Source organism: Streptomyces sp. NBRC 110028 (assembly GCF_001417735.1).
Taxonomy (GTDB): Bacteria; Actinomycetota; Actinomycetes; order Streptomycetales; family Streptomycetaceae; genus Streptomyces.
The window spans coordinates 450,225-470,928 of the sequence record NZ_BBUZ01000024.1 but is presented as its reverse complement, the minus strand read 5'-3'; the positions used below and the strand labels follow the sequence as shown (position 1 = coordinate 470,928).

Annotated in this window: 15 protein-coding genes; 9 read left to right on the top strand and 6 right to left on the bottom strand. The window is 73.9% G+C overall.

Translation table 11 applies throughout. The features are described 5' to 3' along the window. Positions 1-19: 19 nt before the first annotated feature. Positions 20-1,330 (bottom strand): copper amine oxidase, encoded by a 1,311-nt coding sequence (locus ASC60_RS11345; protein WP_055549533.1) that lies wholly within the window; start codon positions 1,328-1,330, stop codon positions 20-22. Positions 1,331-1,379: 49 nt separating this feature from the next. Further along, positions 1,380-2,186: a Tat pathway signal sequence domain protein gene (locus ASC60_RS11340; protein WP_234356893.1), complete on the bottom strand. Its 807-nt coding sequence runs from the start codon at positions 2,184-2,186 to the stop codon at positions 1,380-1,382. A gap of 243 nt (positions 2,187-2,429) precedes the next feature. Between ASC60_RS11340 and glgX the strand changes: the two genes are divergently transcribed. The 3 genes from glgX to ASC60_RS11325 all read left to right on the top strand — a co-directional run bounded on the left by glgX (position 2,430) and on the right by ASC60_RS11325 (position 8,535). Beyond that, complete coding sequence (gene glgX, locus ASC60_RS11335) at positions 2,430-4,568, top strand: glycogen debranching protein GlgX (RefSeq protein WP_055549529.1); 2,139 nt, start codon at positions 2,430-2,432, stop codon at positions 4,566-4,568. 126 nt (positions 4,569-4,694) lie between these two features. Further along, positions 4,695-7,142, top strand: coding sequence for a malto-oligosyltrehalose synthase (treY, locus tag ASC60_RS11330; protein WP_055549527.1), 2,448 nt, complete (start codon positions 4,695-4,697; stop codon positions 7,140-7,142). Between the two features lie 298 nt (positions 7,143-7,440). After that, positions 7,441-8,535 carry a lytic polysaccharide monooxygenase gene (locus ASC60_RS11325; RefSeq protein ID WP_055549525.1) on the top strand — a complete coding sequence of 365 codons (1,095 nt, stop codon included), beginning with the start codon at positions 7,441-7,443 and terminating at the stop codon, positions 8,533-8,535. 159 nt (positions 8,536-8,694) lie between these two features. On the opposite strand, the gene ASC60_RS11320 is transcribed toward ASC60_RS11325, so the two are convergent. Genes ASC60_RS11320 through ASC60_RS11310 form a run of 3 tightly spaced genes read right to left on the bottom strand, consistent with a single transcriptional unit; the run spans position 8,695 to position 10,595 of the window. After that, positions 8,695-9,036, bottom strand: coding sequence for a YciI family protein (locus ASC60_RS11320; RefSeq protein WP_055549523.1), 342 nt, complete (start codon positions 9,034-9,036; stop codon positions 8,695-8,697). A gap of 33 nt (positions 9,037-9,069) precedes the next feature. After that, positions 9,070-9,909 carry an ABC transporter ATP-binding protein gene (locus ASC60_RS11315; protein ID WP_055549521.1) on the bottom strand — a complete coding sequence of 280 codons (840 nt, stop codon included), beginning with the start codon at positions 9,907-9,909 and terminating at the stop codon, positions 9,070-9,072. After that, on the bottom strand, positions 9,906-10,595 hold the full coding sequence (locus ASC60_RS11310; protein ID WP_055549519.1) for a FadR/GntR family transcriptional regulator: 690 nt from the start codon (positions 10,593-10,595) through the stop codon (positions 9,906-9,908). Before ASC60_RS11310 ends, ASC60_RS11315 begins: the two co-directional genes overlap by 4 nt. A gap of 209 nt (positions 10,596-10,804) precedes the next feature. On the opposite strand from ASC60_RS11310, the gene ASC60_RS11305 reads away from it, so the two are divergent. From ASC60_RS11305 to ASC60_RS11280, 6 genes are read left to right on the top strand one after another with little or no spacing between them, the layout of a single operon-like run. Then, on the top strand, positions 10,805-11,896 hold the full coding sequence (locus tag ASC60_RS11305; RefSeq protein ID WP_055549517.1) for a radical SAM protein: 1,092 nt from the start codon (positions 10,805-10,807) through the stop codon (positions 11,894-11,896). Then, the gene (locus ASC60_RS11300; protein WP_055549515.1) at positions 11,893-12,588 is read left to right on the top strand and encodes an iron-containing redox enzyme family protein; all 696 of its coding nucleotides are present in this window, start codon (positions 11,893-11,895) and stop codon (positions 12,586-12,588) included. The genes ASC60_RS11305 and ASC60_RS11300 overlap by 4 nt, the downstream gene beginning before the upstream one ends. Continuing rightward, positions 12,588-14,117, top strand: a complete 1,530-nt coding sequence (locus ASC60_RS11295) for an MFS transporter (protein ID WP_055549513.1) — start codon at positions 12,588-12,590, stop codon at positions 14,115-14,117. The genes ASC60_RS11300 and ASC60_RS11295 overlap by 1 nt, the downstream gene beginning before the upstream one ends. A 55-nt stretch (positions 14,118-14,172) precedes the next feature. Continuing rightward, complete coding sequence (locus tag ASC60_RS11290; protein WP_234356913.1) at positions 14,173-17,340, top strand: adenylate/guanylate cyclase domain-containing protein; 3,168 nt, start codon at positions 14,173-14,175, stop codon at positions 17,338-17,340. Further along, complete coding sequence (locus ASC60_RS11285; protein ID WP_055549509.1) at positions 17,337-18,158, top strand: S8 family serine peptidase; 822 nt, start codon at positions 17,337-17,339, stop codon at positions 18,156-18,158. Before ASC60_RS11290 ends, ASC60_RS11285 begins: the two co-directional genes overlap by 4 nt. Beyond that, the gene (locus tag ASC60_RS11280; RefSeq protein WP_055549508.1) at positions 18,159-18,839 is read left to right on the top strand and encodes a GAF domain-containing protein; all 681 of its coding nucleotides are present in this window, start codon (positions 18,159-18,161) and stop codon (positions 18,837-18,839) included. It begins immediately after the preceding gene. 20 nt (positions 18,840-18,859) lie between these two features. On the opposite strand, the gene ASC60_RS11275 is transcribed toward ASC60_RS11280, so the two are convergent. Then, complete coding sequence (locus ASC60_RS11275; protein ID WP_055549506.1) at positions 18,860-20,695, bottom strand: BTAD domain-containing putative transcriptional regulator; 1,836 nt, start codon at positions 20,693-20,695, stop codon at positions 18,860-18,862. Positions 20,696-20,704: the final 9 nt, after the last annotated feature.

Below are 20,704 nucleotides of genomic sequence, written 5' to 3'. Positions count from 1 at the left end.
GTCGGCCCGAGGGCCAACCTTATTCTTCTGTGTGGCCGTTGTGGCCGGCGAGTGCGGGAGGCGTGAGCGGGTTCATCGCGGTCACGTCGCGGGGGGCGAGTTGGAAACCCTGCCAGTGCAGCGGCATCGGTTCCTGGTCCTCGTCACGGGCGATGTGGTGGAACCCGATGTTGACCCACACGACCGGGTGGGTGAGCGTCTGGCCGTTGACCCATGTGTCGACGCTCTTACCGGCCCGGGCGCCGCAGTTCGCCAGGTTGTTGCTCGCAAACTGTTCACATTTGTTGTACTGCGTGAAGTAGACGTCGTGCTTGGTGAAACTGCGTCCCTGGTACTTGGTGGTGTGGCCGGGCACGATCTCGTAGCTGCGCGGATGGCCGTCCTTGTTCTTGCCCGCCGTGCTCACCACCCGCCACCACCGGGACCCCACCGCGTCGCCCGCCAGCTCCTTGGTGACCTTGGTGCGGGTGGTCTTGGTCGTGGGGATCCGGCCGGCGGCGGCCGTGGTCTTGGAGTCGTACTGCTCGACCTTGGCTCCAGGGGAGCCGTCGAGGCCGAAGTTCAGCCGCCAGAAGACGTTGTGGGCGTGGCTGGTGGCGTAGTCCTTGGCGCCCTTGCCGATCGGCCAGCCGCGGCCGTCGCCCGCGTCGTAGTCCATCGGGGAGAGCGTGCCGGTGGCGCCGACCTGCATCGACATCATGCCGTCGCCCGCGAACCGCCACTCGGTGATGTACTCGTACCAGCCGACCTGGTTGACGGTGTAGACCAGCAGGTCCTTGCCCTGGGCCTGGTAGAGCTTCTGGCCGTCGTCCATGCGGTAGGCGTGGCCGCGGGACCGGGTGGTGGCGCACAGCCCCTTGACGTCCGGGTGGTCGGGGTCCCAGGCGTCCGGCACCCGCACGGTCTTGATGGTGCCGCCGGGGCACTCGGCCGGAGCCAGCTGCTGCAGCCCCTGGGCGAAGCCCTGCCCGGTGAGGTCGTCGTACTCGGCCTTGCCGTCGTCGTACGGGACGTGGATCTGGCCGATTTTCGCCGAGGTCAGCACCTTGATGGGACGTGCTTCGCCCTTGGGCTGGTACGAGATGTTGTCGAGCACCAGCCCGGCCTTGCTCTCGTAGTGCCAGCACATTCGCCAGACGGTGCCGCCGTCCAGGGTCTCCTGGATCTTGTACGCGGCGCTGCAGTCCGCGGCGGCCGCCGCGGACTTGGCCGGTGCCTGCGGCGCGGCCTGTGCCGGTCCGGCGGCGACCGCCACCGAGCCGATCAGCGCCGAGGCGCCGAGGGCCGCCGCGAACCGGGTGCGGGCCCGGCGCAGCCTTCTTTCACGCATGGAGGGGTGCTCCTGTCACAAAGGGGGGTGGAGGGGCGGACGCGGTGTCCTACGAGCCCAGCCGGGCGACGGACCGGACGCTCAGGTCGATGACCAGCTGCCGGGTGTCGATCCAGGGGCCGCCCGCCACCCTGGTGAACAGCCGCACGCAGCGGTGCTTGCCGCAGTCCCGGGTGGCGGCGGGGCCCGGGGCGTCCACACCCGTGCGGTAGACGAAGCCGGTGACGACCAGCTGGCCGGGGCTGGTCAGCGTCTTGCCGGTGGCGTCCTTGAAGTCCTTCTTCAGCCCCTCGCCGAGCTTGTCGGCGATCAGCAGCCGGGCCGCCTCGCGCGCCTCGTCCCGGTTGGGCGGCGGCTGGACGCCGCGCTGGGTGTCGGTGTGCTCGACCTTGCCCGAGCCCAGATCGACGGTCTTCGTCACATAGGTGTCGTCGCCGTAGTCGTAGTACGTGACGTCGGCCCGGCGGGGCGGGTCGGCCGCGCCGACCTCGTCGGGGGTCAGCTCGGCGAGGTCGGTGGAGAGCTGCTCCGGGCCCTTGCCGCCCTTGACGTCCTTGCCGCTGTCCCGGAAGCCACGGCCGAGCGCGAGCGTCCGGGCGCGCTTCAGCTCGGCGTCGGTGAGCGGGTCCCGGCCCGTGCCGGTCTTCCGCTGGAGGGGCGCGTCCTCGACGACGCCGGGCAGCTGCCGGGCGGCCTGGCCCTGCTCCGCGGCGGAGCCCTGCGGTCCGCCGCCGCGCCCCTCCTTGCCGGAGGCGCTGTCCGGCAGCGTCACCCCGACCATGACCGCCGTGGCCGTGGCGGCCACGGCCACACCCGCCATCACTCTTCCCAGATGGCGATGGTTCAACTTGCGCACGGCTCTTCCCCAATCCCCCCGGCGATCCCATCCAGCCGTATGCCCCGCCATAGCGGGATATCGCATACGTCAAGGTCACTCGGTAGGACGAACCGATATGGCCGTAGGTTGCCTCCCGTTTGAGGAAGTTCCGTCGAAACGGCCGTCTTCCCAGTGAAGTTGGGAAAGGATGCGTCGTCGGTCGGTTCGGTCCGGGGCGGGCGGTGCTCGCGGCCCCGGGAGGAGAAGTGGAAGAGTCGTCGTATGCAGGTCTGGCCGGGACACGCTTATCCCCTGGGCGCCACGTACGACGGCGCCGGAACCAACTTCGCGGTGTTCTCCGAGGCCGCCACGCGCATCGAGCTGTGTCTGCTGCACGACGACGGCTCGGAGACGGCCGTCGAACTGCGCGAGACGGACGGGTTCGTGCGCCACGCCTATCTGCCGGGCATCATGCCGGGCCAGCGCTACGGCTTCCGGGTCCACGGCCCGTACGCACCGGAGAACGGCGACCGATGCAATTCCGCCAAGCTGCTGCTGGACCCGTACGCCAGGGCCATCAGCGGGAAGATCAACTGGGGCGAGGAGGTCTACGGCTACCACTTCCACCGGCCGGACAAGCGCAATGACCTGGACTCGGCCCCCCACACGATGGCCTCGGTCGTGGTCAATCCGTACTTCGACTGGGGCGACGACCGGCCGCCGCGCACCGACTACCACCGCACGGTCATCTACGAGGCCCATGTGAAGGGCCTGACCATGCGCCATCCGCGGCTTCCGGAGGAGCTGCGCGGCACCTACGCGGCGCTGGCCCATCCGGCGATCATCGAGCATCTGACGGAGCTGGGCGTCACCACGCTGGAGCTGATGCCCGTACACCAGTTCGTCCACGACCACCGGCTGGTCGACGAGGGCCTCGCCAACTACTGGGGCTACAACACCATCGGCTTCTTCGCCCCGCACAACGCCTACGCGTCCTGGGGCGACCGGGGACAGCAGGTGCTGGAGTTCAAGTCGGCGGTGCGGGCGCTGCACCAGGCGGGCATCGAGGTCATCCTCGACGTCGTCTACAACCACACCGCCGAGGGCAACCACCTGGGGCCGACGCTCTCCTTCCGGGGGCTGGACAACGCCTCGTACTACCGGCTGACCGAGGACCGGCGGTACTACATGGACACCACCGGCACCGGAAACTCCCTGCTCATGCGCAGCCCCCACGTCCTCCAGCTGATCATGGACTCCCTGCGGTACTGGGTGACCGAGATGCGGGTGGACGGCTTCCGCTTCGATCTGGCGGCGACCCTGGCCCGTCAGTTCCACGAGGTGGACCGGCTGTCGTCGTTCTTCGACCTGGTGCAGCAGGACCCGGTGGTCAGCCAGGTGAAGCTGATCGCCGAGCCGTGGGACGTCGGCGAGGGCGGCTATCAGGTGGGGAACTTCCCGCCGCTGTGGACCGAGTGGAACGGAAAGTTCCGGGATACCGTGCGCGATCTGTGGCGCGGTGAACCCCGCACCCTGGCCGAATTCGCCTCCCGGCTCACCGGCTCCTCCGACCTCTACCAGAACGACGGCCGCCGCCCGCTCGCCTCCGTCAACTTCGTCACCTGCCACGACGGCTTCACCCTGCGCGACCTGGTGAGCTACGACGAGAAGCACAACGAGGCCAACGGGGAGTCCAACCAGGACGGCGAGAGCTACAACCGCTCCTGGAACTGCGGCGCCGAGGGCGAGACCGACGACCCCGGGGTCCGCGCCCTGCGCCGCCGTCAGATGCGCAACTTCATCGCCACCCTGATGCTCTCCCAGGGCGTGCCCATGCTCAGCCACGGCGACGAGTTCGCCCGCACCCAGGGCGGCAACAACAACGCGTACTGCCAGGACAACGAAACCTCCTGGGTGCGCTGGCCGCTGGTCGGCAAGGACGCGACCGACGAGGACCGGGAGGCCCAGGAGCTGCTGCGCTTCACCCGCTCCCTGATCTGGCTGCGCCGCGACCATCCCGTCTTCCGCCGCCGCCGCTTCTTCCACGGCCGCCCGGTGGAGGGCACCCACGACGAGCTGTCCGACATCGCGTGGTTCACCCACGAGGGCGAGGAGATGCGCCAGCGCGACTGGCAGGCCGCCCACGCCAAGTCCCTCGCGGTCTTCCTCAACGGCAGCGCGATCTCCGAGCCGGGCGTGCGGGGCGAGCGCATCACCGACGACTCGTTCCTGCTGCTCTTCAACGCCCACCACGAGCCCCTGGACTTCGTCGTGCCCGTCGACCACGGCAAGCAGTGGCAGGTCATCGTGGACACGGCGGTCCCCGAGGGCGTGGAGCCCGGCAGCGGCCAGAAGGTCGCCGCGGGTGACCGGCTGACCCTGGTGGACCGCGGCCTGATGGTCCTCCAGCGCCCGGCCTGAGGCCACCGGCCGTCCGGCCGGCGAGCCGCCGCACGGGCCCGGGCGGCCCGTCCTGCCGGCGAACGCGTGCACCCGGACGGGGGTCCGGCATCTCTTGAGCGGCCCCTTGTGGGTACGTACGTTCATATGACGGCTGACCGCACCGCGCCCACCGCCACCTACCGGCTGCAGCTCCAGCCCGGCTTCCCCTTCGCGGCCGCCGAGCGGGCCGTGCCGTATCTGGCCTCGCTCGGCGTCTCCCATCTGCATCTGTCCCCCGTGCTGGAGGCCCGCCCCGGGTCGACGCACGGCTACGACGTCGTGGACCACACCGCCGTACGGGCGGAGCTGGGCGGCGAGCGGGGGCTGCGCGCCCTCGCCCGCACGGCCCGGGCGCACGGCCTCGGGCTGATCGCCGACATCGTGCCGAACCATATGGCGGTACCCGTGCCGGAACGGCTCAACGGGCCGCTGTGGGAGGTGCTGCGGGACGGGCCCGAGTCGCCTTACGCGCGGTGGTTCGACATCGACTGGGCCGAGCACGGCCGCAAGGTGCTGCTGCCCGTGCTCGGCGGGCCGCTCGGCGACGAGTGGGAGCGGCTGCGGCCCGGGGACGACGGGGTGCTGCGCTACTACGACCACGAGTTCCCGCTGCGGCCCGGCACCGAGCGGCTGCCGCCGGCCGAACTGCTGGACGCCCAGTGGTACCGGCTCGGCTGGTGGCGGCTGGCCCGAACCGAGCTGAACTACCGCCGCTTCTTCACCATCTCCGAGCTGATCGCGGTGCGCGTCGAGGACCCGGAGGTCTTCGACGCCACCCACCGCACGCTGCTGGAGCTGGTGCGCGACGGGGTGCTCGACGGGCTGCGGGTGGACCACCCGGACGGCCTCGCCGACCCCGAGGGCTATCTGCGGAGGCTGGACGAGGCGGTGCGGGCCGCGACGGGCGGCGACGGCCGCTGGACCGTCGTGGAGAAGATCCTCGCCCGGGACGAACCGCTGCCCGCCCACTGGCCCGTCGCCGGAACGACCGGCTACGACGCGCTGCACCACATCGACGGCCTCTTCGTCGACCCGGACGGGCTGGAGAAGCTGACCGCCGCCTACCGCGCCTTCACCGCCGCCCCGCCGGACGAGGGCGGCGACTGGGCGGCCACGGTCCGCCGCGCCGCCCGGCACGTCGTCCACCACGAACTGGCCGCGGAGGTGGAGCGCCTGACCCGCACCGCCTCCCGGATCTGCGCCGCCTCGCCGCCGCTGCGCGACCACGCGCCCTGGGCGCTGCGCACGGCGATCCGCGCGCTGCTGGTACGGCTGCCGGTCTACCGCCCGTACGCCGCCGTCGGCGCCCCGGCGGCGGAGGCGGACGCGGCGATGCTGCACCGGGCCGCGCGGGACGCCCGTACGGCCTTCACCGCCGCGGCCCGCACGGTCGAGGCGGAGGCCCGGGCGGTGGACACCGTACGGGACGCGGCCCTCGGCAGGCTCGGCGACGGCCCGGACCACCGAGACTTCTGCGCCCGCTTCGCCCAGACCGCCGCCGCGCTGCGCGCCAAGTCCGTCGAGGACACCGCCTTCTACCGCTACACCCCGCTGCTCTCGGCGGCGGAGGTCGGCGGCGACCCCGGGCACCCGGCCGTCTGCCCCGAGGAGTTCCACGCCTTCGCCGCCCGCCTCTTACGGGACTGGCCCACGACCGGCACGGTGCTGTCCACCCACGACACCAAGCGCAGCGCGGACGTACGGGCCCGGATCGCCGCCCTCACCGAGTCCCCGGCCCGGTGGGGCCGGCTGCTGGCGGAATCGGCGGAATCGGCGGAATCGGCGGAATCGGCGGAACCGGCGGATCCGGCGCGGCCGGAGGCCCCCGGCCCGCAGCTCGTCTGGACGGCCTGGCAGACCGCGCTCGGCCTGGGCGCCCCGGACGCTCGGCGGCTCGTACCGGCGATGCTCAAGGCGGTCCGGGAGGCGGGGCTGCACACGACCTGGACCGAGCGGAACGCCGCGTACGAGGACGCCGTGACGGCCTGCGTGGAGGCCGCGCCGTGGGCGGCGCTGGACGCCTTCGCGTCCGACATCGCCGCCCCCGCCCGGGTCAACACCCTCGGCGCGGCCCTGCTGCACCTGACCATGCCGGGCGTGCCCGACCTGTACATGGACACCGAGCGCGTCTACCGGGCGCTCGTCGACCCGGACAACCGCCGCCCGCCCGCGCTGGACGGTCACGCCGCTGACGAGCTGTCCGCCGAGAAGCTGCTGCTCACCCGGGCCGCGCTGCGGCTGCGCCGGGACCACCCGTCGTGGTTCGGCCCCGGAAGCGGCTACACCCCCCTGATCGCCGCCGGGCCGGCGTCCACCCACTGCGTGGCCTTCCTCCGTGACGACGGCACGAGCGGCGGGGGCGGTGGCGCGATCACCGTCACCACCCGCCTCTCCCGGCGCCTGGCCGAGGCGGGCGGCTGGGACCCCCGCACCCGGCTGCCCCTGCCCCCGGGCCACTGGCGGGACCTGCTGACCGGCCGGGCGGCGGGCGGAGCGACCCCGCTCGCCGAACTGCTGGACCGGCTCCCGGTGGCCCTCCTGGTCCGTGACTGAGGGCGCTCCCGTCATCCCCAGTGGATCGGCGAGCGGCGTCGGACGCGGTCAATCGCAAGGCGGAGGGGCGCCCTCGTACCGGGTCGTACTCGGGCGATCCCGGCAACGCGGCGAGTGACCGTAGCCGGCGTCGGGAGCCCGCTGGGGATGACGGGCAGCTCTCAGAAGCCCGGGCGCGCGGGTTCGTGTCCTGAAGCATTTACAGTCACACTCCCGCGCGCTACGTTCACAAGGAAATTGGGAGCGCTCCCATGCCGACGGTTCCCCACCCGGTCACGTCGAAGGGAAGACCCGCGCAATGGCTCGACGATTACTGGCCCCCGTACGCCCCCCACGCCCGGCGGACAGCCCCCGCGCCCGCAGATCCGTCCTGCTGGTACTGCTCTCCGTACTGCCCGCCCTGGGCCTCGTCTTCTTCTCCGGAGGCAGCGCCTCCGCCCACGGCGCGCCCATGGTGCCGGGCAGCCGCACCTATCTGTGCTGGAAGTACAGCCTGTCCAGCAGCGGTGAGGTCAAGCCGACCAACCCGGCCTGCAAGGCCGCGTTCAACAAGAGTGGCGCGACCCCGTTCTACAACTGGTTCGCGGTCCTCCGCTCGGACGGCGCGGGCCGGACCAAGGGATTCATCCCCGACGGCAAGCTGTGCAGCGGCGCCGCCACCGTCTACGACTTCTCCGGCTTCGACCTGGGCAGCAATGACTGGCCGGTGACCCATCTGACCTCCGGCAAGACCATGCAGTTCTCGTACAACGCCTGGGCCGCGCACCCGGGTTCGTTCCGCAGCTACGTCACCAAGAACCCGATCGACCCGACGAAGCCGCTCACCTGGAACGACCTGGAGGACCAGCCGTTCGACACGGTGACCAACCCGCCGCAGTCCGGCCCGGTCGGCACCGTCGACGGCAAGTACACGTGGAACGCCACCCTGCCCTCGGGCAAGAGCGGACGCCACATCATCTACACCGTCTGGACCCGCTCGGACAGCCAGGAGACCTTCTACAGCTGCTCCGACGTCGTCTTCGACGGCGGCAACGGCGAAGTGACGGTCCCGGGCGCCACCTCCAGCGGCAGTGACCCCACCGACCCGCCGACTTCCAAGTGCACCGCGACCCAGAAGACCACCAGCAGCTGGAACGGCGGCTACCAGGCCGAGGTGACGGTGACCAACTCCGGCGCCACGCCGATCTCCTCGTGGATGGTCGACTGGACCCTTCCCGCCGGACAGCGGGTCGACAGCGCCTGGAACGGCAAGCTGACCACCAGCGATACGGCGGCCTCGGTCACCAACGCCGACTGGAACGGCTCCCTGTCCGCCGGGGCCTCGACCACCTTCGGCTACGCGGCCAGCGGATCCCCGGACACCTCGGCCACGCCGGTCTGCATGGTGCACTGACCCACCCCGAAGCACCGTCCGCGTGCCCCTGATCCGCTCGCAACCTGTCAGGTGCACCTCGCCAAGCCGGTCTGCCGCCCCGTCCCCTCCGGACGGCAGACCGGCCACGGCCTGCCCGGTGCCGCCGCACATCACCACGACGTCCCATCGGCACCGGCATCACCGAGGCGCTGGTGCCTCCCGCAACGGCCAGACCTCGACCACGCCCTGGGCGACCGCGCACGGGGTCTTCGACACGAGGTCGACGGCCTCCTCCAGGGTCGCGGCCTCGATGATCCCGAACCCCGCCACGGGGAGGGCCGAGGACATGAAGGAACCGCCCTCCACGGTCGTGCGGGCACCGTCGTGGTTGCGCACCTGCACGGGCGAGCCGGCGATGCCCATGACGGCCCCGGCCTCGGCCATGCGGGCGTCATGCGCGTGCGCCTCGTCCCGTACCGCCGCATCCGTACGGTCATAGCCGTCCCTGTCCCCGTATCCGATGGTCACGAATGTCGCCATGACAGGGCCTTCCTCTCGTCGCCTGCGGAGTGCTCACCCTTGTCGACTCCCGGCCGCGCCCGAACTCATCGGTGCGCTGCGGGGCCGCACGGTACGGGCCGTCCAGCGGCCGTCGGCGCGGGTGATGCGGACCGGGTGGCCGAAGCACGTGGTGATCGTGTCGGTGGTCACCACCTCGTCCACGTCGCCCGAGGCCAGGCACCGCCCGCCGCGCAGCAGCATCGCGTGCGTGGTGGACGCGGGCAGCTCCTCCAGATGGTGGGTCACCAGGACCGTGGCCAGTTCCGGGTGGGCGAGCCGCAGGGCGTCCAGGCTGTCCAGCAGCTGTTCGCGGGCGGCCAGGTCGAGGCCGGTGGCGGGTTCGTCGAGCAGCAGCAGCCGGGGGCGGGGCATCAGCGCCCGGGCGATCAGCACCCGGCCGCGCTGTCCCTGGGAGAGGGTCGGCCAGCGGGCGTCGAGCTTGCCGGCCATGCCCAGGGTGCACAGCAGCCGCTCGGCCCGCTCGCGCTGGGCGGGGCCGGGGTGGCGGCGGGGGACCGGTTCGACGGTGTTGGTGAGCCCGGTCAGCACGACGTCCCGCGCCCGCAGCGGGGAGCGCAGCGGATGCCGGGGGTCCACATGGCCCACGTACGCGCGCAGCTCCCGCAGGTCGACCCGGCCCAGGGTGCGGCCCAGGACCTCCACCGTGCCCCGGGTGGGATGGGCGTGCGCGCCCAGCAGGCCGAGCAGAGTTGATTTGCCCGCGCCGTTGGGGCCGAGCAGGGCCCAGTGCTCGCCCTGGCGGACGGTCAGCGAGATCGAGCGCAGCAGCGGGGTGCCGTCGCGGACCACATCGACGTCGTCGGCCCTCAGGACGGGGGCGCCGGTCGTCATCGTGCCTCCTCGGCGATGAGCGTCATGACGGACTCCAGGTTCTTCACGGTGGCGGCGATCGCGGCGTCGGGGTCGCCGTCCGCCAGGGCATCGAGCAGCGCCGTGTGGGCGCAGGTCAGATCGGGCAGCCCGGTCTCGTGGACGACCATCTCGACCAGCTCCTCGCGCAGCACCGGCAGGACGGAGGTGAACAGGCCGAGCAGCACGGCGTTGCCGGACAGCTCCACGACCGCGCGGTGGAAGTCCAGATCGGCGTCGACGAAGGCGGCGGGACCGGCCCCGGCGGCCTTCTGGCGGCGCTTCAGGTCCTCGGTGAGCCGGGTGATGTCCTCGGGGCGCCCCCGCCGCGCGGCCAGCCGGGCGGCCTCCACCTCCAGGGCCCGGCGGACCTCGTAGACCTCCAGCAGCCGGGCGCGGCGCAGCAGCTGCCGTACGTCGCGCGTTTCCCGAGGCTCCTCGGCGGCGAAGGTGCCCGAGCCGTGGCGTACGTCCAGCAGGCCGTCGTGGGCCAGCAGCCGGACGGCCTCGCGCACCGAGGAGCGGCCGACGCCCAGCTCGGCGGCGAGGCTCACCTCGCTGGGGAGGCGCCGGCCGGGGCGCCAGCGCCCCTCGGCGAGCATCGCGCGCAGGGCGCTTTCGACCTGCGGCACCACGCGCCCGTGCCGCAGCTGTGGGGCTTTCGCCATCTCGTCCCTCCCGGCGGGCTGTTGATCAGGTCCGATGGCGTCGTGGACTCTAACAGAAGTCCTCAGACGTCTGAGGAGCCGGGGCTCTCCCAGGGCGTCGCCGGAGGGCGCAAGAGGTGTGCAACCGCCCGCAAACCGGCGCCCAAGCGGCCGGGCCCAAGCTGCCCTCGGGGCGAACACCACAGGCCGGAACCGGGGGGAGTGGTCCCGTGCATCTGCTCGACCTGCTCGCGGCCCGTGCCGAACCGGCGGCCGCGGTCCTGCTGACCGTCACCCGGCGCTGCCCGCTCGCCTGCGCGCACTGCTCGACCGCCTCCACGATGGGCGGCGAGCAGATCGACGCCGCCGTGCTGAAGCGTTTCGTCGGGACGTTCACCCCGGGCGACCGCCCCGCGTACGTCCTGTTGACGGGCGGTGAACCGCTGTTGCGGCCGGAGTTGGTGCGGGAGATCGCGGAGCGGGTACGGGAGGTGGGGGGCCGGACGCAGCTGCTGTCCGGGATGTTCTTCGCGGCCCGGGGCCGGACGCCCGCACCGGTGCGGCGGGCCGTCGACGCGGTGGACCACTTCGCGGCCAGCGTCGACGCCTTCCACGAACGCCAGGTGCCGCGCGCCGCCGTGCTGCGCGTCCTGCGGCGGCTCCTGGACGAGGGCAAGGACGTCAGCGTCCAGCTCACCGGGCTCACGCCCGACGATCCGTATCTGCGGCGAGCCACCGAGGACATCCGCCGGGAGCTGGACGACCGGGTGCCGATCCTGGTCACCGTCGTACGGCGCGCCGGGCGCGCCCGTACCTGGCTGCCCGGCCCCGGGGCGGTTCCCGGGGCCGTCGCCCACCGCAGCGTGCCCGCCCCCTGTGCGCTGGCCGCGTGGCCGGTGGTGTGCTTCGACGGGACCGTGGCGGCCTGCTGCAACCAGGACGTGGTCGACGCCGCCGCCCTCGGCCGCCTCCCCGCCCATCTGCGGCTCGGGCACATCGCGCGCGACGACTGGGCGACGATCCGCGCACGCCAGCGCAGCCGCCCGCTGCTGCGCGGCATCCGGGCCTTCGGCCCGCGCCATCTGGCCTCGCTCGCGGGCGCCGGTTGCGACGGCTACTGCGCGGCGTGCGTGAGCGCGCTGGGCGACCCGGGGACCGCCGCCCGGGTGGGGGTGCTGCTGGAGCGGCCGGGGGTGCGGGCGGTGGAGCGGCGGCTCGACGAGGTGGTGCGCGCGGGCGGGGCGGAGGCGTTCCTGCGGCGCTACGGGACCGAGGGGTATCGGGAGCTTGCCGCTCTCGGGTACGAAGCGGGTGCGTCATGACCCCGGCGGGCGCCGCGCTCGACGCCAGGATCGGGCTGCTGCGGCCGGGGCTGCGGGCGACCCTGGCCCGGGTCTGGGCGGTGCCGGATCCGGCCGCCGTCTATCCCGAATACCTGCATCTGACGCACCAGATCATCCGCGCGACCGTCCCCGTGATGGAGGCCGCCGCCGCCCGCAGCCGCGAGCTGGCCGTCCGGGCGGCCGACCCGGTGGCCGCCGCGCTCGTGCCGTACTGGGCGCGCCACATCCCCGAGGAGCGGGGCCATGACCTCTGGGTGTGCGAGGACCTGGCCGCCCTCGGCCACGACCCCGGCGAGCCCTGGCGGCGGATTCCGCCCGCGCCGGTGGCGGCGCTGGCGGGCGCCCAGTACTTCTGGATCCGGCAGCTCCACCCGGTCTGTCTGCTCGGCTACATCGCCGTACTGGAGGGTGATCCTCCGCACCCCCGGGCGGCCGAGCACTTGACGGCGCGCACCGGGCATCCGCGCGCCGCGTTCCGCACCCTCGCGCGCCACGCCGAGGAGGACCCCGGCCACCGGGACGCCCTGCGCCGGCTGCTCGACACCCTGCCGCTCGACACCCGGCTGCGGCGCGCGGTGGCCGTGTCCGCCCTGAACACCGTCCAGCTGCTGGTGGCCGCCTTCGGCGCACTCGCCGACCGGTTCACGCCGCGAGAGACGGGGAGCGCGTGATGGACCGGCCCACGCTCACCGCCGCCCTGCGCCACCGCCCGTTCCGCCTGCTCTACGGCGGCCAGGCCATCTCCAGCGTCGGGGACTGGCTGGACTATCTCGCCCTCGTCGTCCTCCTCACCTACACCTGGGGCCACGGCGCGGGCGCGCTCGCCGCGCTCAGCGTGGCGGTGGCCGTTCCGATGGTGGCGCTCGCCCCGGTGGCCGGGGCGCTGGCCGACCGGATGAGCGACCGGATCCGGGTGCTGGTCGGCTGCGATGTGATCCGCGCGGGGCTGGCCCTCGGCTATCTCGCCGCCCCGAACCTGCCGGTGCTGCTGGTGCTCGTGGTGTGCAAGGTGTCCTTCGGGGCCCTGTTCAACCCCGTCCACCAGTCCACGCTGCGCTCCGTCGTCCCGGAGGCGGATCTGCTCTCCGCGATGTCGCTCACCGTCTTCACCAACCAGGCCGCCAAGGTGGCGGGGCCGGCGCTGAGCGGGCTGCTCATCGCGGGCTTCGGGGTGCGGGCGGCGTTCATCGTGGACGCGGCGACGTTCGTCGTCTCGGCGGCTCTGCTGTCCGCCGTACGGCTGCCACCCCGGCCGGATGCGAAGGCGGCCGCGCCGGACGGTGCGGAGGAGTCCACGGGGCGCTCGGGGCTGCGCGCCGACATCGCCGAGGGGATGCGGTTCATCGTCCGCACCCCCGCGCTGATCGCGCTGATCGGCAGCGTCGCGGCGACCCTCTTCCTCGTCCTCACCTTCGACACCCTCTCCCCGCTGGCCATGCGCGAACTGGGCGTCGGCGAAACGTCCCTGGGCTACGTGGTGGCCGCGGTGGGGCTCGGCGCGGCACTCGGCACCCTGGCGATCAGCGGGCGGGTCATGCGGGCGGGGCCGTTCGTGGTGCTGGGCGTGGCGCAGATCGTGGTCGGCGCGGCGGTCAGCGGCATCGGCACCGGGCTCGGCCTGGACGCCCACGGCATGGTCTGGCTGTGGATGCCGATCGCCGGGGTGCTCGGCTTCGCCGCCGCCGGGATCATGGTCGTCTTCCCGTACGTACTGCACCGCGAGACGCCCCCCGAGCTGACCGGCCGGGTCACCGCGATCGCCAACGCCTTCCCGGTGCTGCTGCAACTCGCCGCCCCGCCGCTGGGCGCGGCGCTCGCCGACCGGGCGGGCGTCGGCTTCGTGTTCCTGACTGCCGGACCCGCCCTCGCGGCGCTGGGAGCGCTGGTCTGGCTCTACGGGGCACGCGTACGGCGCCGGGGCGAGCACCCGAGCGAGCAACCGAACCCGCACCGGGACGACGACCGACCCCCACCACCCACCGGGAGGGCCGACACCATGCCGGACACACAGCGCCTGGACGCCCTGCGGGCCGCCGGGTTCCCCGTCGACGCACTCACCCCGGGGCAGCGGGACGCGCTCCACGGGCTCAGCGACGAGGAGGCCGACCTGCTGATCTCCGTACAGCTACGGCTCCACGCCACCGCCGACGAGGTGGAGGCGCACAGCGGGGAGCCCATCATCGGCGGGGTCCTCTTCTGAACCCGGCCCGCCGCGACCCGTCGGCCACCATCACGAAGGGGACGCCGTGCACGACATGAGCCGCAAGACCATCACCGTCGTCTTCTGCGACATGGTCGGCTCCACGGCGCTCAGCGAGCGGCTCGACGCGGAGGCGCTGCGCCATGTGATGCTGCGCTACTACGACCTGCTGCGCTCCTGCCTGGAGCGGCACGGCGGCACCGTGGAGAAGTTCATCGGCGACGCGGTCATGGCCGTCTTCGGCATCCCCGTCGTCCACGAGGACGACGCGCTGCGCGCCGCCCGCGCGGCCCTGGAGATGCTGGCCGCCGTCGAGGGGGCGGGGGAGGAGCTGGAGCGCGAGACCGGGGCCCGGATCGCGGTGCGCATCGGCATCCACACCGGCGAGGTGGTCACCTCGGGCGCCGCCGACGCGGGCCACGCCCTGGTCTCCGGGGAGGCGGTCAACGTCGCCGCCCGGCTCGAACAGCACGCCCCCGCCGGGCAGATCCTCATCGGCGCCGACACCCACGGCCTCATCGCGGCACACGCCGAGACCGCCGAAGTGGAGCCGCTGACCGTACGGGGCAAGTCCGAGCCGGTGCCCGCCTGGCGGCTGACCGGGATCCGGCCGCTGACGCGGACGCTCGGCGGGCCGCCGGGCGTCCCCATGGTCGACCGGAGCGACGAACTGGCCCAGCTGCGCATGGCGTTCGCCCGGGTGGCGCGCGACCGCTCCTGCCACCTGGTGACCCTGTTCGGCGACCCGGGCGTGGGCAAGAGCAGGCTGGCCCGCGCGTTCGCGGCCGAGGCGGAACGCGACGGCGCGCTCGTCGCGGGCGCCCACTGCCCGCCGTACGGCAGCGCCGGGCCGCTGGCCCCGCTCGCACCCCTGCTGACCCAGGCGCTGGGCGCGAACCCCCGGGCGCGGCTGGCCGAGGTGCTGGGCGGCGGGGTCGCCGAACGGGACGCGGCCACCGCGCTGGCGCGGCTCGCCCGCACCGGCGTCTCCGGCACCTCCTTCGACGAGACCCGCTGGGCGCTGCAACTGCTGTGCACCGCGCTGGCGGGCACACGTCCGCTGGTCGCCGTCGTGGACGATCTGCACTGGGCGCACGAGGACCTGCTCGGCGCGCTCGACCACCTCGCCGACTGGGTCCAGGGCGCGCCGGTGCTGCTGCTGTGCGTCGCCCGGCCCGAGCTGCTGGAGCGGAACCCCCAGTGGGGCAGCGGCAAGCTCAACGCCACCGCGCTGGTGGTGCCGCCGCTCGCCGCCGACGACTGCCGCGAACTGGTGCTGCGGCTGTACGAACCGGACGGCGCCCACGACCCCGAGGTCGTCCCCCACATGGCCGCCGCCGCACACGAGCGGATCGTGGAGCGGCTGGTGCACCGCTCCGAGGGCAACCCGCTGTTCGTCGAGCAGATCGTGGGCATGGTCAGCGAGAGCGACGACCCGCGCTTCGTACCCCCGTCGGTGCGGGCCGTCGTCGCCGCCCGGCTGGACCGGCTGGAGCCCGCGGAACGGGCGGTGCTGGAGTGCGCGGCCGTCACCGGCGCCGAGTTCACGGCCGCCGACCTCACCGCGCTGCTGCCCGCCGGGGACGGCCCGGTCGAGCACGCGGTCCGCACGCTGGTGCGCCGCCGCCTCCTGGAGGCCGCCGGAGCGCCCGCCCCGGCGGAGCCCGGCGCGGCCCGCTGGCGCTTCGTCAGCCAGCTGATCCGCGACGAGGTCTACAGCGGCATGTCCAAGCTGGTGCGGGCCCGGCAGCACGAGCGGTTCGCGGAACACCGCGCCGCACACGCCCCCGGGGAGCAGACCCAGGAGGAGACCCAGGAGCAGAACCAAGAGCGGACCGAAGAGACGGGGGAGCGGACCGGGGAGCATTCCGACCACCACACCATCGGCACCCACCTGGAGGAGGCGTTCCGGCTGCGGCTGGACCTGGGCCCCGCCGACGCCACCGCCCGGAGCACCGGCGCCCGCGCCGCCCGCCACCTCGCGGCGGCGGGCACCGCGGCGCTCGGCCGCGGCGACGTCCACTGGGCCGTCGGCCTGCTGCGCCGGGCGCTCGCCCTCACCGACGCCCTCCCCGAACCCCGGCCCCACACCGGTCTCGCCGTACGGACCGCCCTCGCCGAGGCGCGGCTGGCCGCCGGGGACGCGGCCGAGGCGGTCGGCGCGCTGCGGCGGCTGCTCACCGACGCCCGCGTCGCGGGCGACCGCGGCGTCGAGGCCCGGGTCCGGCTCCAGCTCGCCTATCTGGAGCCGGGCGCGGACGGCTTCGGCACCGTCCTCGACGCGGCCCGCGACGCGGTCGGCGTCTTCACCGCGTCGGACGACGCGCTCGGCCTGGCCCGCGCCTGGCTGGCCATCGGCCAGGAGCGGCAGAGCCGCAGCCGGCACGGCGAGGCCGCCCGCTATCTGACCCGCGCTCTGCACGAATCGGTCCGGGCCGGGGCAGGGCTGGAGCGCGCCGGGATCCTGGGCGCGCTCGCCGTGTCCCTGTGGCTCGGCCCGGAACCGGCACCCGTGGCGCTGCGCCGCTGCGCCGGGTCCCTGGACGATCTGCTCGCCGCGCGCCGCATGGCGCGGGCCACGGTGTCCTGCCCGATGGCCGCCCTGCTGGCGATGCGCGGCGAGCACACCGAGGCGCGGCGGCTGCTCGCCGACGCCGTACGCACCCTCGGCGACCTCGGCCACCTCTTCGCCGTACCGGCCGTGCACCTCTTCCAGGCCACGGTGGAGGAGTCGGCGGGGTGCTGGGACGAGGCGATACGGCTGCTGCGCGCCGCCCGCGCCGAGCTGGAGCGGCTGGGCGACGGGCAGTTGCACGCCACCGCGACCCGCGACCTGGCCCGGGTGCTGCTCTCCCGGGGCAGCGCCGAGGACGAGGTGGCGCGGCTGGTCGGCGGGCTGCTCGACACCGACCTGGACGCGCTGCCCGCGGCCGCCGCCGACGTGCACGGGATACGCGCCCGGCTGGCCGCGGCGGACGGCGACGCGGACACCACCGCCCACCACCTCGCGGCGGCCCTGGACGCGGCGCGCGGGACCGATTCGCCGGTGTGCCTGGCCGGTGCCGCGTTCGACCGGGCGCGGGCCGCCGCCGCGCTGGGCCGCGCGCCCGAGGCGGTGGCGGCGGCCGCTGAGGCGCGGCGTCACTTCACCGCCAAGGGCCATCTGGTCGGGGCGGAACGGGCCGCGGCGTTCGCCGCCGCGCTGGGAGGTGGCGCCGGATGACGGCCACCGGGACACGGCTGACCTGGAGCCTCCTCGGCCGCGACCGCGCCGGGATCGAGGTCCGCACCGACTGGGCGGGCGCGGGCGGGGCCGAGTGGGCCTGGGGCGGTGCCGACGGGCGGGGCGTGCGGGTGTGCGTCCTGGACAGCGGGGTCGAGACCGGCCACCCCTCGGTGGGCCCCGTCGCGTCCTCGCACACGGTCCGGGAGGCGGCCGGCGGCGGAAACGAGGTCGTGGCGGACACCGGGGGCGACTCCTGCGGACACGGCACCGCGTGCGCGTCGATCATCCGGATGATGGCCCCGGAGTGCGAACTGCACAGCGTCCAGGTGCTGCGCTCGGGCTACCGGGGCAGCGGGGGCGCGCTGATCGAGGGTGTGCGCTGGGCGGTCGACCAGGGCTATGACGTGATCAACATGAGCCTGTCCACGACCCGGCGGGAGTTCGCCCAGGCCCTGCACGAGATCGCCGACCGCGCCTACTTCGGCCGCAGCCTGCTCGTCGCCTCCGCGCACAACATGCCGGTGGAGAGCTTCCCGTGGCGGTTCTCCTCGGTGATCTCGGTGGGCAGCCACGAGGAGGACCGCTCCGAGCTGCTGCTCTACAACCCGGCCCCGCCGGTGGAGTTCTTCGCCCGCGGCGTCCGCGTCCCCGCCGCCTGGCCCGGCGGCACCACCCGCCGCTGCACCGGCAACAGCTTCGCGACCCCGCACGTGGCCGGGATGTGCGCCCGGATCCTCGGCAAGCACCCGGACATGACGCCGTTCCAGGTCAAGCAGGCGCTCTTCCTCGCCTCGGCCAACGTCAGGAGGGCCTAGATGACCGGGTACGAGCAGGGCGGGCAGCACGGGCCCGGCGCCGAACACCGGCTGCTGCTGCAGTCCGTGGTGGAGACCGCGCGGGCGATCTTCGAGGCCCAGGCCAGTTCCATCTTCCTGCTGGACGAGGCGGACGGCGCCCTGGTCTTCGAGGCCGTGTCCGGCAAGGGGGAAGGCGACCTCGTCGGCCGCCGCTTCCCGGCGGGGCGCGGGGTGGCAGGCTGGGTGCTGCAGTCCCGTCAGCCCATCGAGGTCGACGACGTGAACGAGGACGAGCGCTTCGCCCGCGACCTCGCCGAGTCCACCGACTACGTCCCACGGGCGCTGATGGCCGCGCCGCTGCTGCACGGGGACGAGGTGCTGGGCGTCCTCGAAGTCCTCGACCGCAGCCGGGAGATACGGACCACCCTGGCGGCCATGGACCTGCTGGCGCTCTTCAGCGCGCAGGCGTCGGTGGCGCTGCGGCTGGTACGGAACGGCCGCCGGACCCGCCCGGCGGAGGACGGACCCGGCGCACCGGGCGCGGACGGGCTGGACGGTCCGGGCGCGGACGGGCTGGGCCTCGACGGGCTGGGCCTCGATGGGCTGGCGCGGGCCCTGGCCGCGCTGCGCGGCGAACGGCGCGAGGCCGGCCGACGGCTGGTCAGGTCGCTCGAAGAGCTGCTGAGCGGGGAGGGGTGACCAGCCGCCGGGCCGGACTCCTACAGCCCCAGCAGCTCCACCTCGGCCCGCATCTGGTCGCGGGCCAGGTCGAGCACCAGACGGGGCAGCCGGAACCGGCAGTGGCCGTCCGGGCCGGGGTCGGGGGCGAAGCCGATCAGCTGGGCGTCCAGCAGCCTGCCCAGCACCCGCCGGGTCTCGGCGGGGCCCGCGCCGAGCCGGTGCAGCGCCTCCCGGAAGGAGAACTCCCCCTCGTGGGCGAGCAGCCGCACCGCCGACCAGTCGGCCTCCCCGGCGGCCGCGTAGCCGCGCATCAGACGCTTGCGCAGATCGACGTCCCCGACCGTGAACGCGTCCAGCCGGTCCGGTGACTCCAGGGCGTCCGCCAGCCCCTCCATGGGCCAGCGGCGGTGCGCGGCCAGCCGCCCGCCCGCGATGCGCAGCGCGAGCGGAAGCCCCTCGCACGCCTCCACGATGCGCCGGGCGGCCGCCGGTTCGGCCGCGACCCGCTGGGCGCCGACGATGTGCCGCAGCAGGGCCAGGGAGTCCTCCAGGGGCAGCGGGTCCAGCTCCACGACCCGGGCGCCGTCCAGCCCGGCCAGCGGGGTGCAGCTGGTGACGACGGTGGTGAAGACGGGCGAGTTGGGCAGCAGCGGCCGTACCTGGGAGGCGCTGGTGGCGTTGTCGAGCACCACCAGGGCCGGTTCCGCGTCGTCGGCGTGGGCGCGGTACCGCCACAGCAGTTCGCTCAGCTCGCACAGGGGAGGGGCGGCGTGGTCGAGTTCCTGGAGGAGTTCGGCCAGGGCCTGGGAGGCGTCCTTGGGGCGGCCTTGCGGATCCATCAGGTCCACGTAGTACCGGCCTCCCGGGAACGCCCCTTCGGCGGCGTGCGCGGCGGCCACCGCCAGCGAGGACTTGCCCACCCCCGGACGGCCGGTGATCAGGGTGATCTGCCAGGGCGCGGGCGCCTCGGCCGCATGGGCGCTCACCGCCGGGACCAGCTCGGCCAGTTCGCGCCGCCGGCCGGTGAAGTCCGCGAGGCCGGGCGGCAGCTGGACGGCGGCGGTGTCCCGCCCTGCGGGGGCGGCCGCGCCCGCCGGCGCCGCGCACAGCGAGTCGCGCGGCGCGGGGGTGGGGGAGGTGCCCGCGAGGATGTCCTGCTGCAGCCGGCGCAGGACCGTGCCCGGCTCCAGGCCGAGTTCGAGGGAGAACAGACGGCGCGCGTCGTCGAAGGCGATGAGCGCGTCGCTCTGCCGCCCCACCCCGTGCAGGGCCTGCATGTACTGGGCGCGCAGCTGCTCCCGGTAGGGGTGGGCCAGGATCAGCGGCTCGACCTCTTCCAGGACCTCGTGGTAGAGCCCGAGGCTCAGCCGCGCCGTGAACAGCATCTCCAGCGCGGACAGCCGTCGCTCCTCCAGGCGGGCGGCCTCGTCCTCCAGCAGGGCGGGCCCCTCCAGACCGGTGAAGGGGCGGCCGCGCCACAGCGCCATGGCGTCGCCCGTGAGCCGGTCGACGCGGGCCGGATCGCCCGCGGTGGCCGCGCGGCGCGCGAGGTCGACGGTGTGCTCGAAGCGGACCGTGTCGATCTTCTCGGGGTCGATGGCCAGCCGGTAGCCGGGGCGCTGGTGGACGACCCGGGCCGTCTCGTCGGCCGCCGCGAGCGTACGGCGCAGATGGTGCACGTACACCTGGATGTTCTTCCCCGCGCTCTTCGGCGGGTCCTCGTTCCACAGGGCGTCGACCAGGTGGTCCACGGGGACGACCTGGTCGGGCCGGCACAGGAGTGCGGCGAGCAGAAGCTGCTGTTTGTGCGGACCCAGGGTTACGGATCCCGTCGCTGTCGTGGCGGTGAGCGGGCCGAGCACACTGAACTGCATATCCCCGCG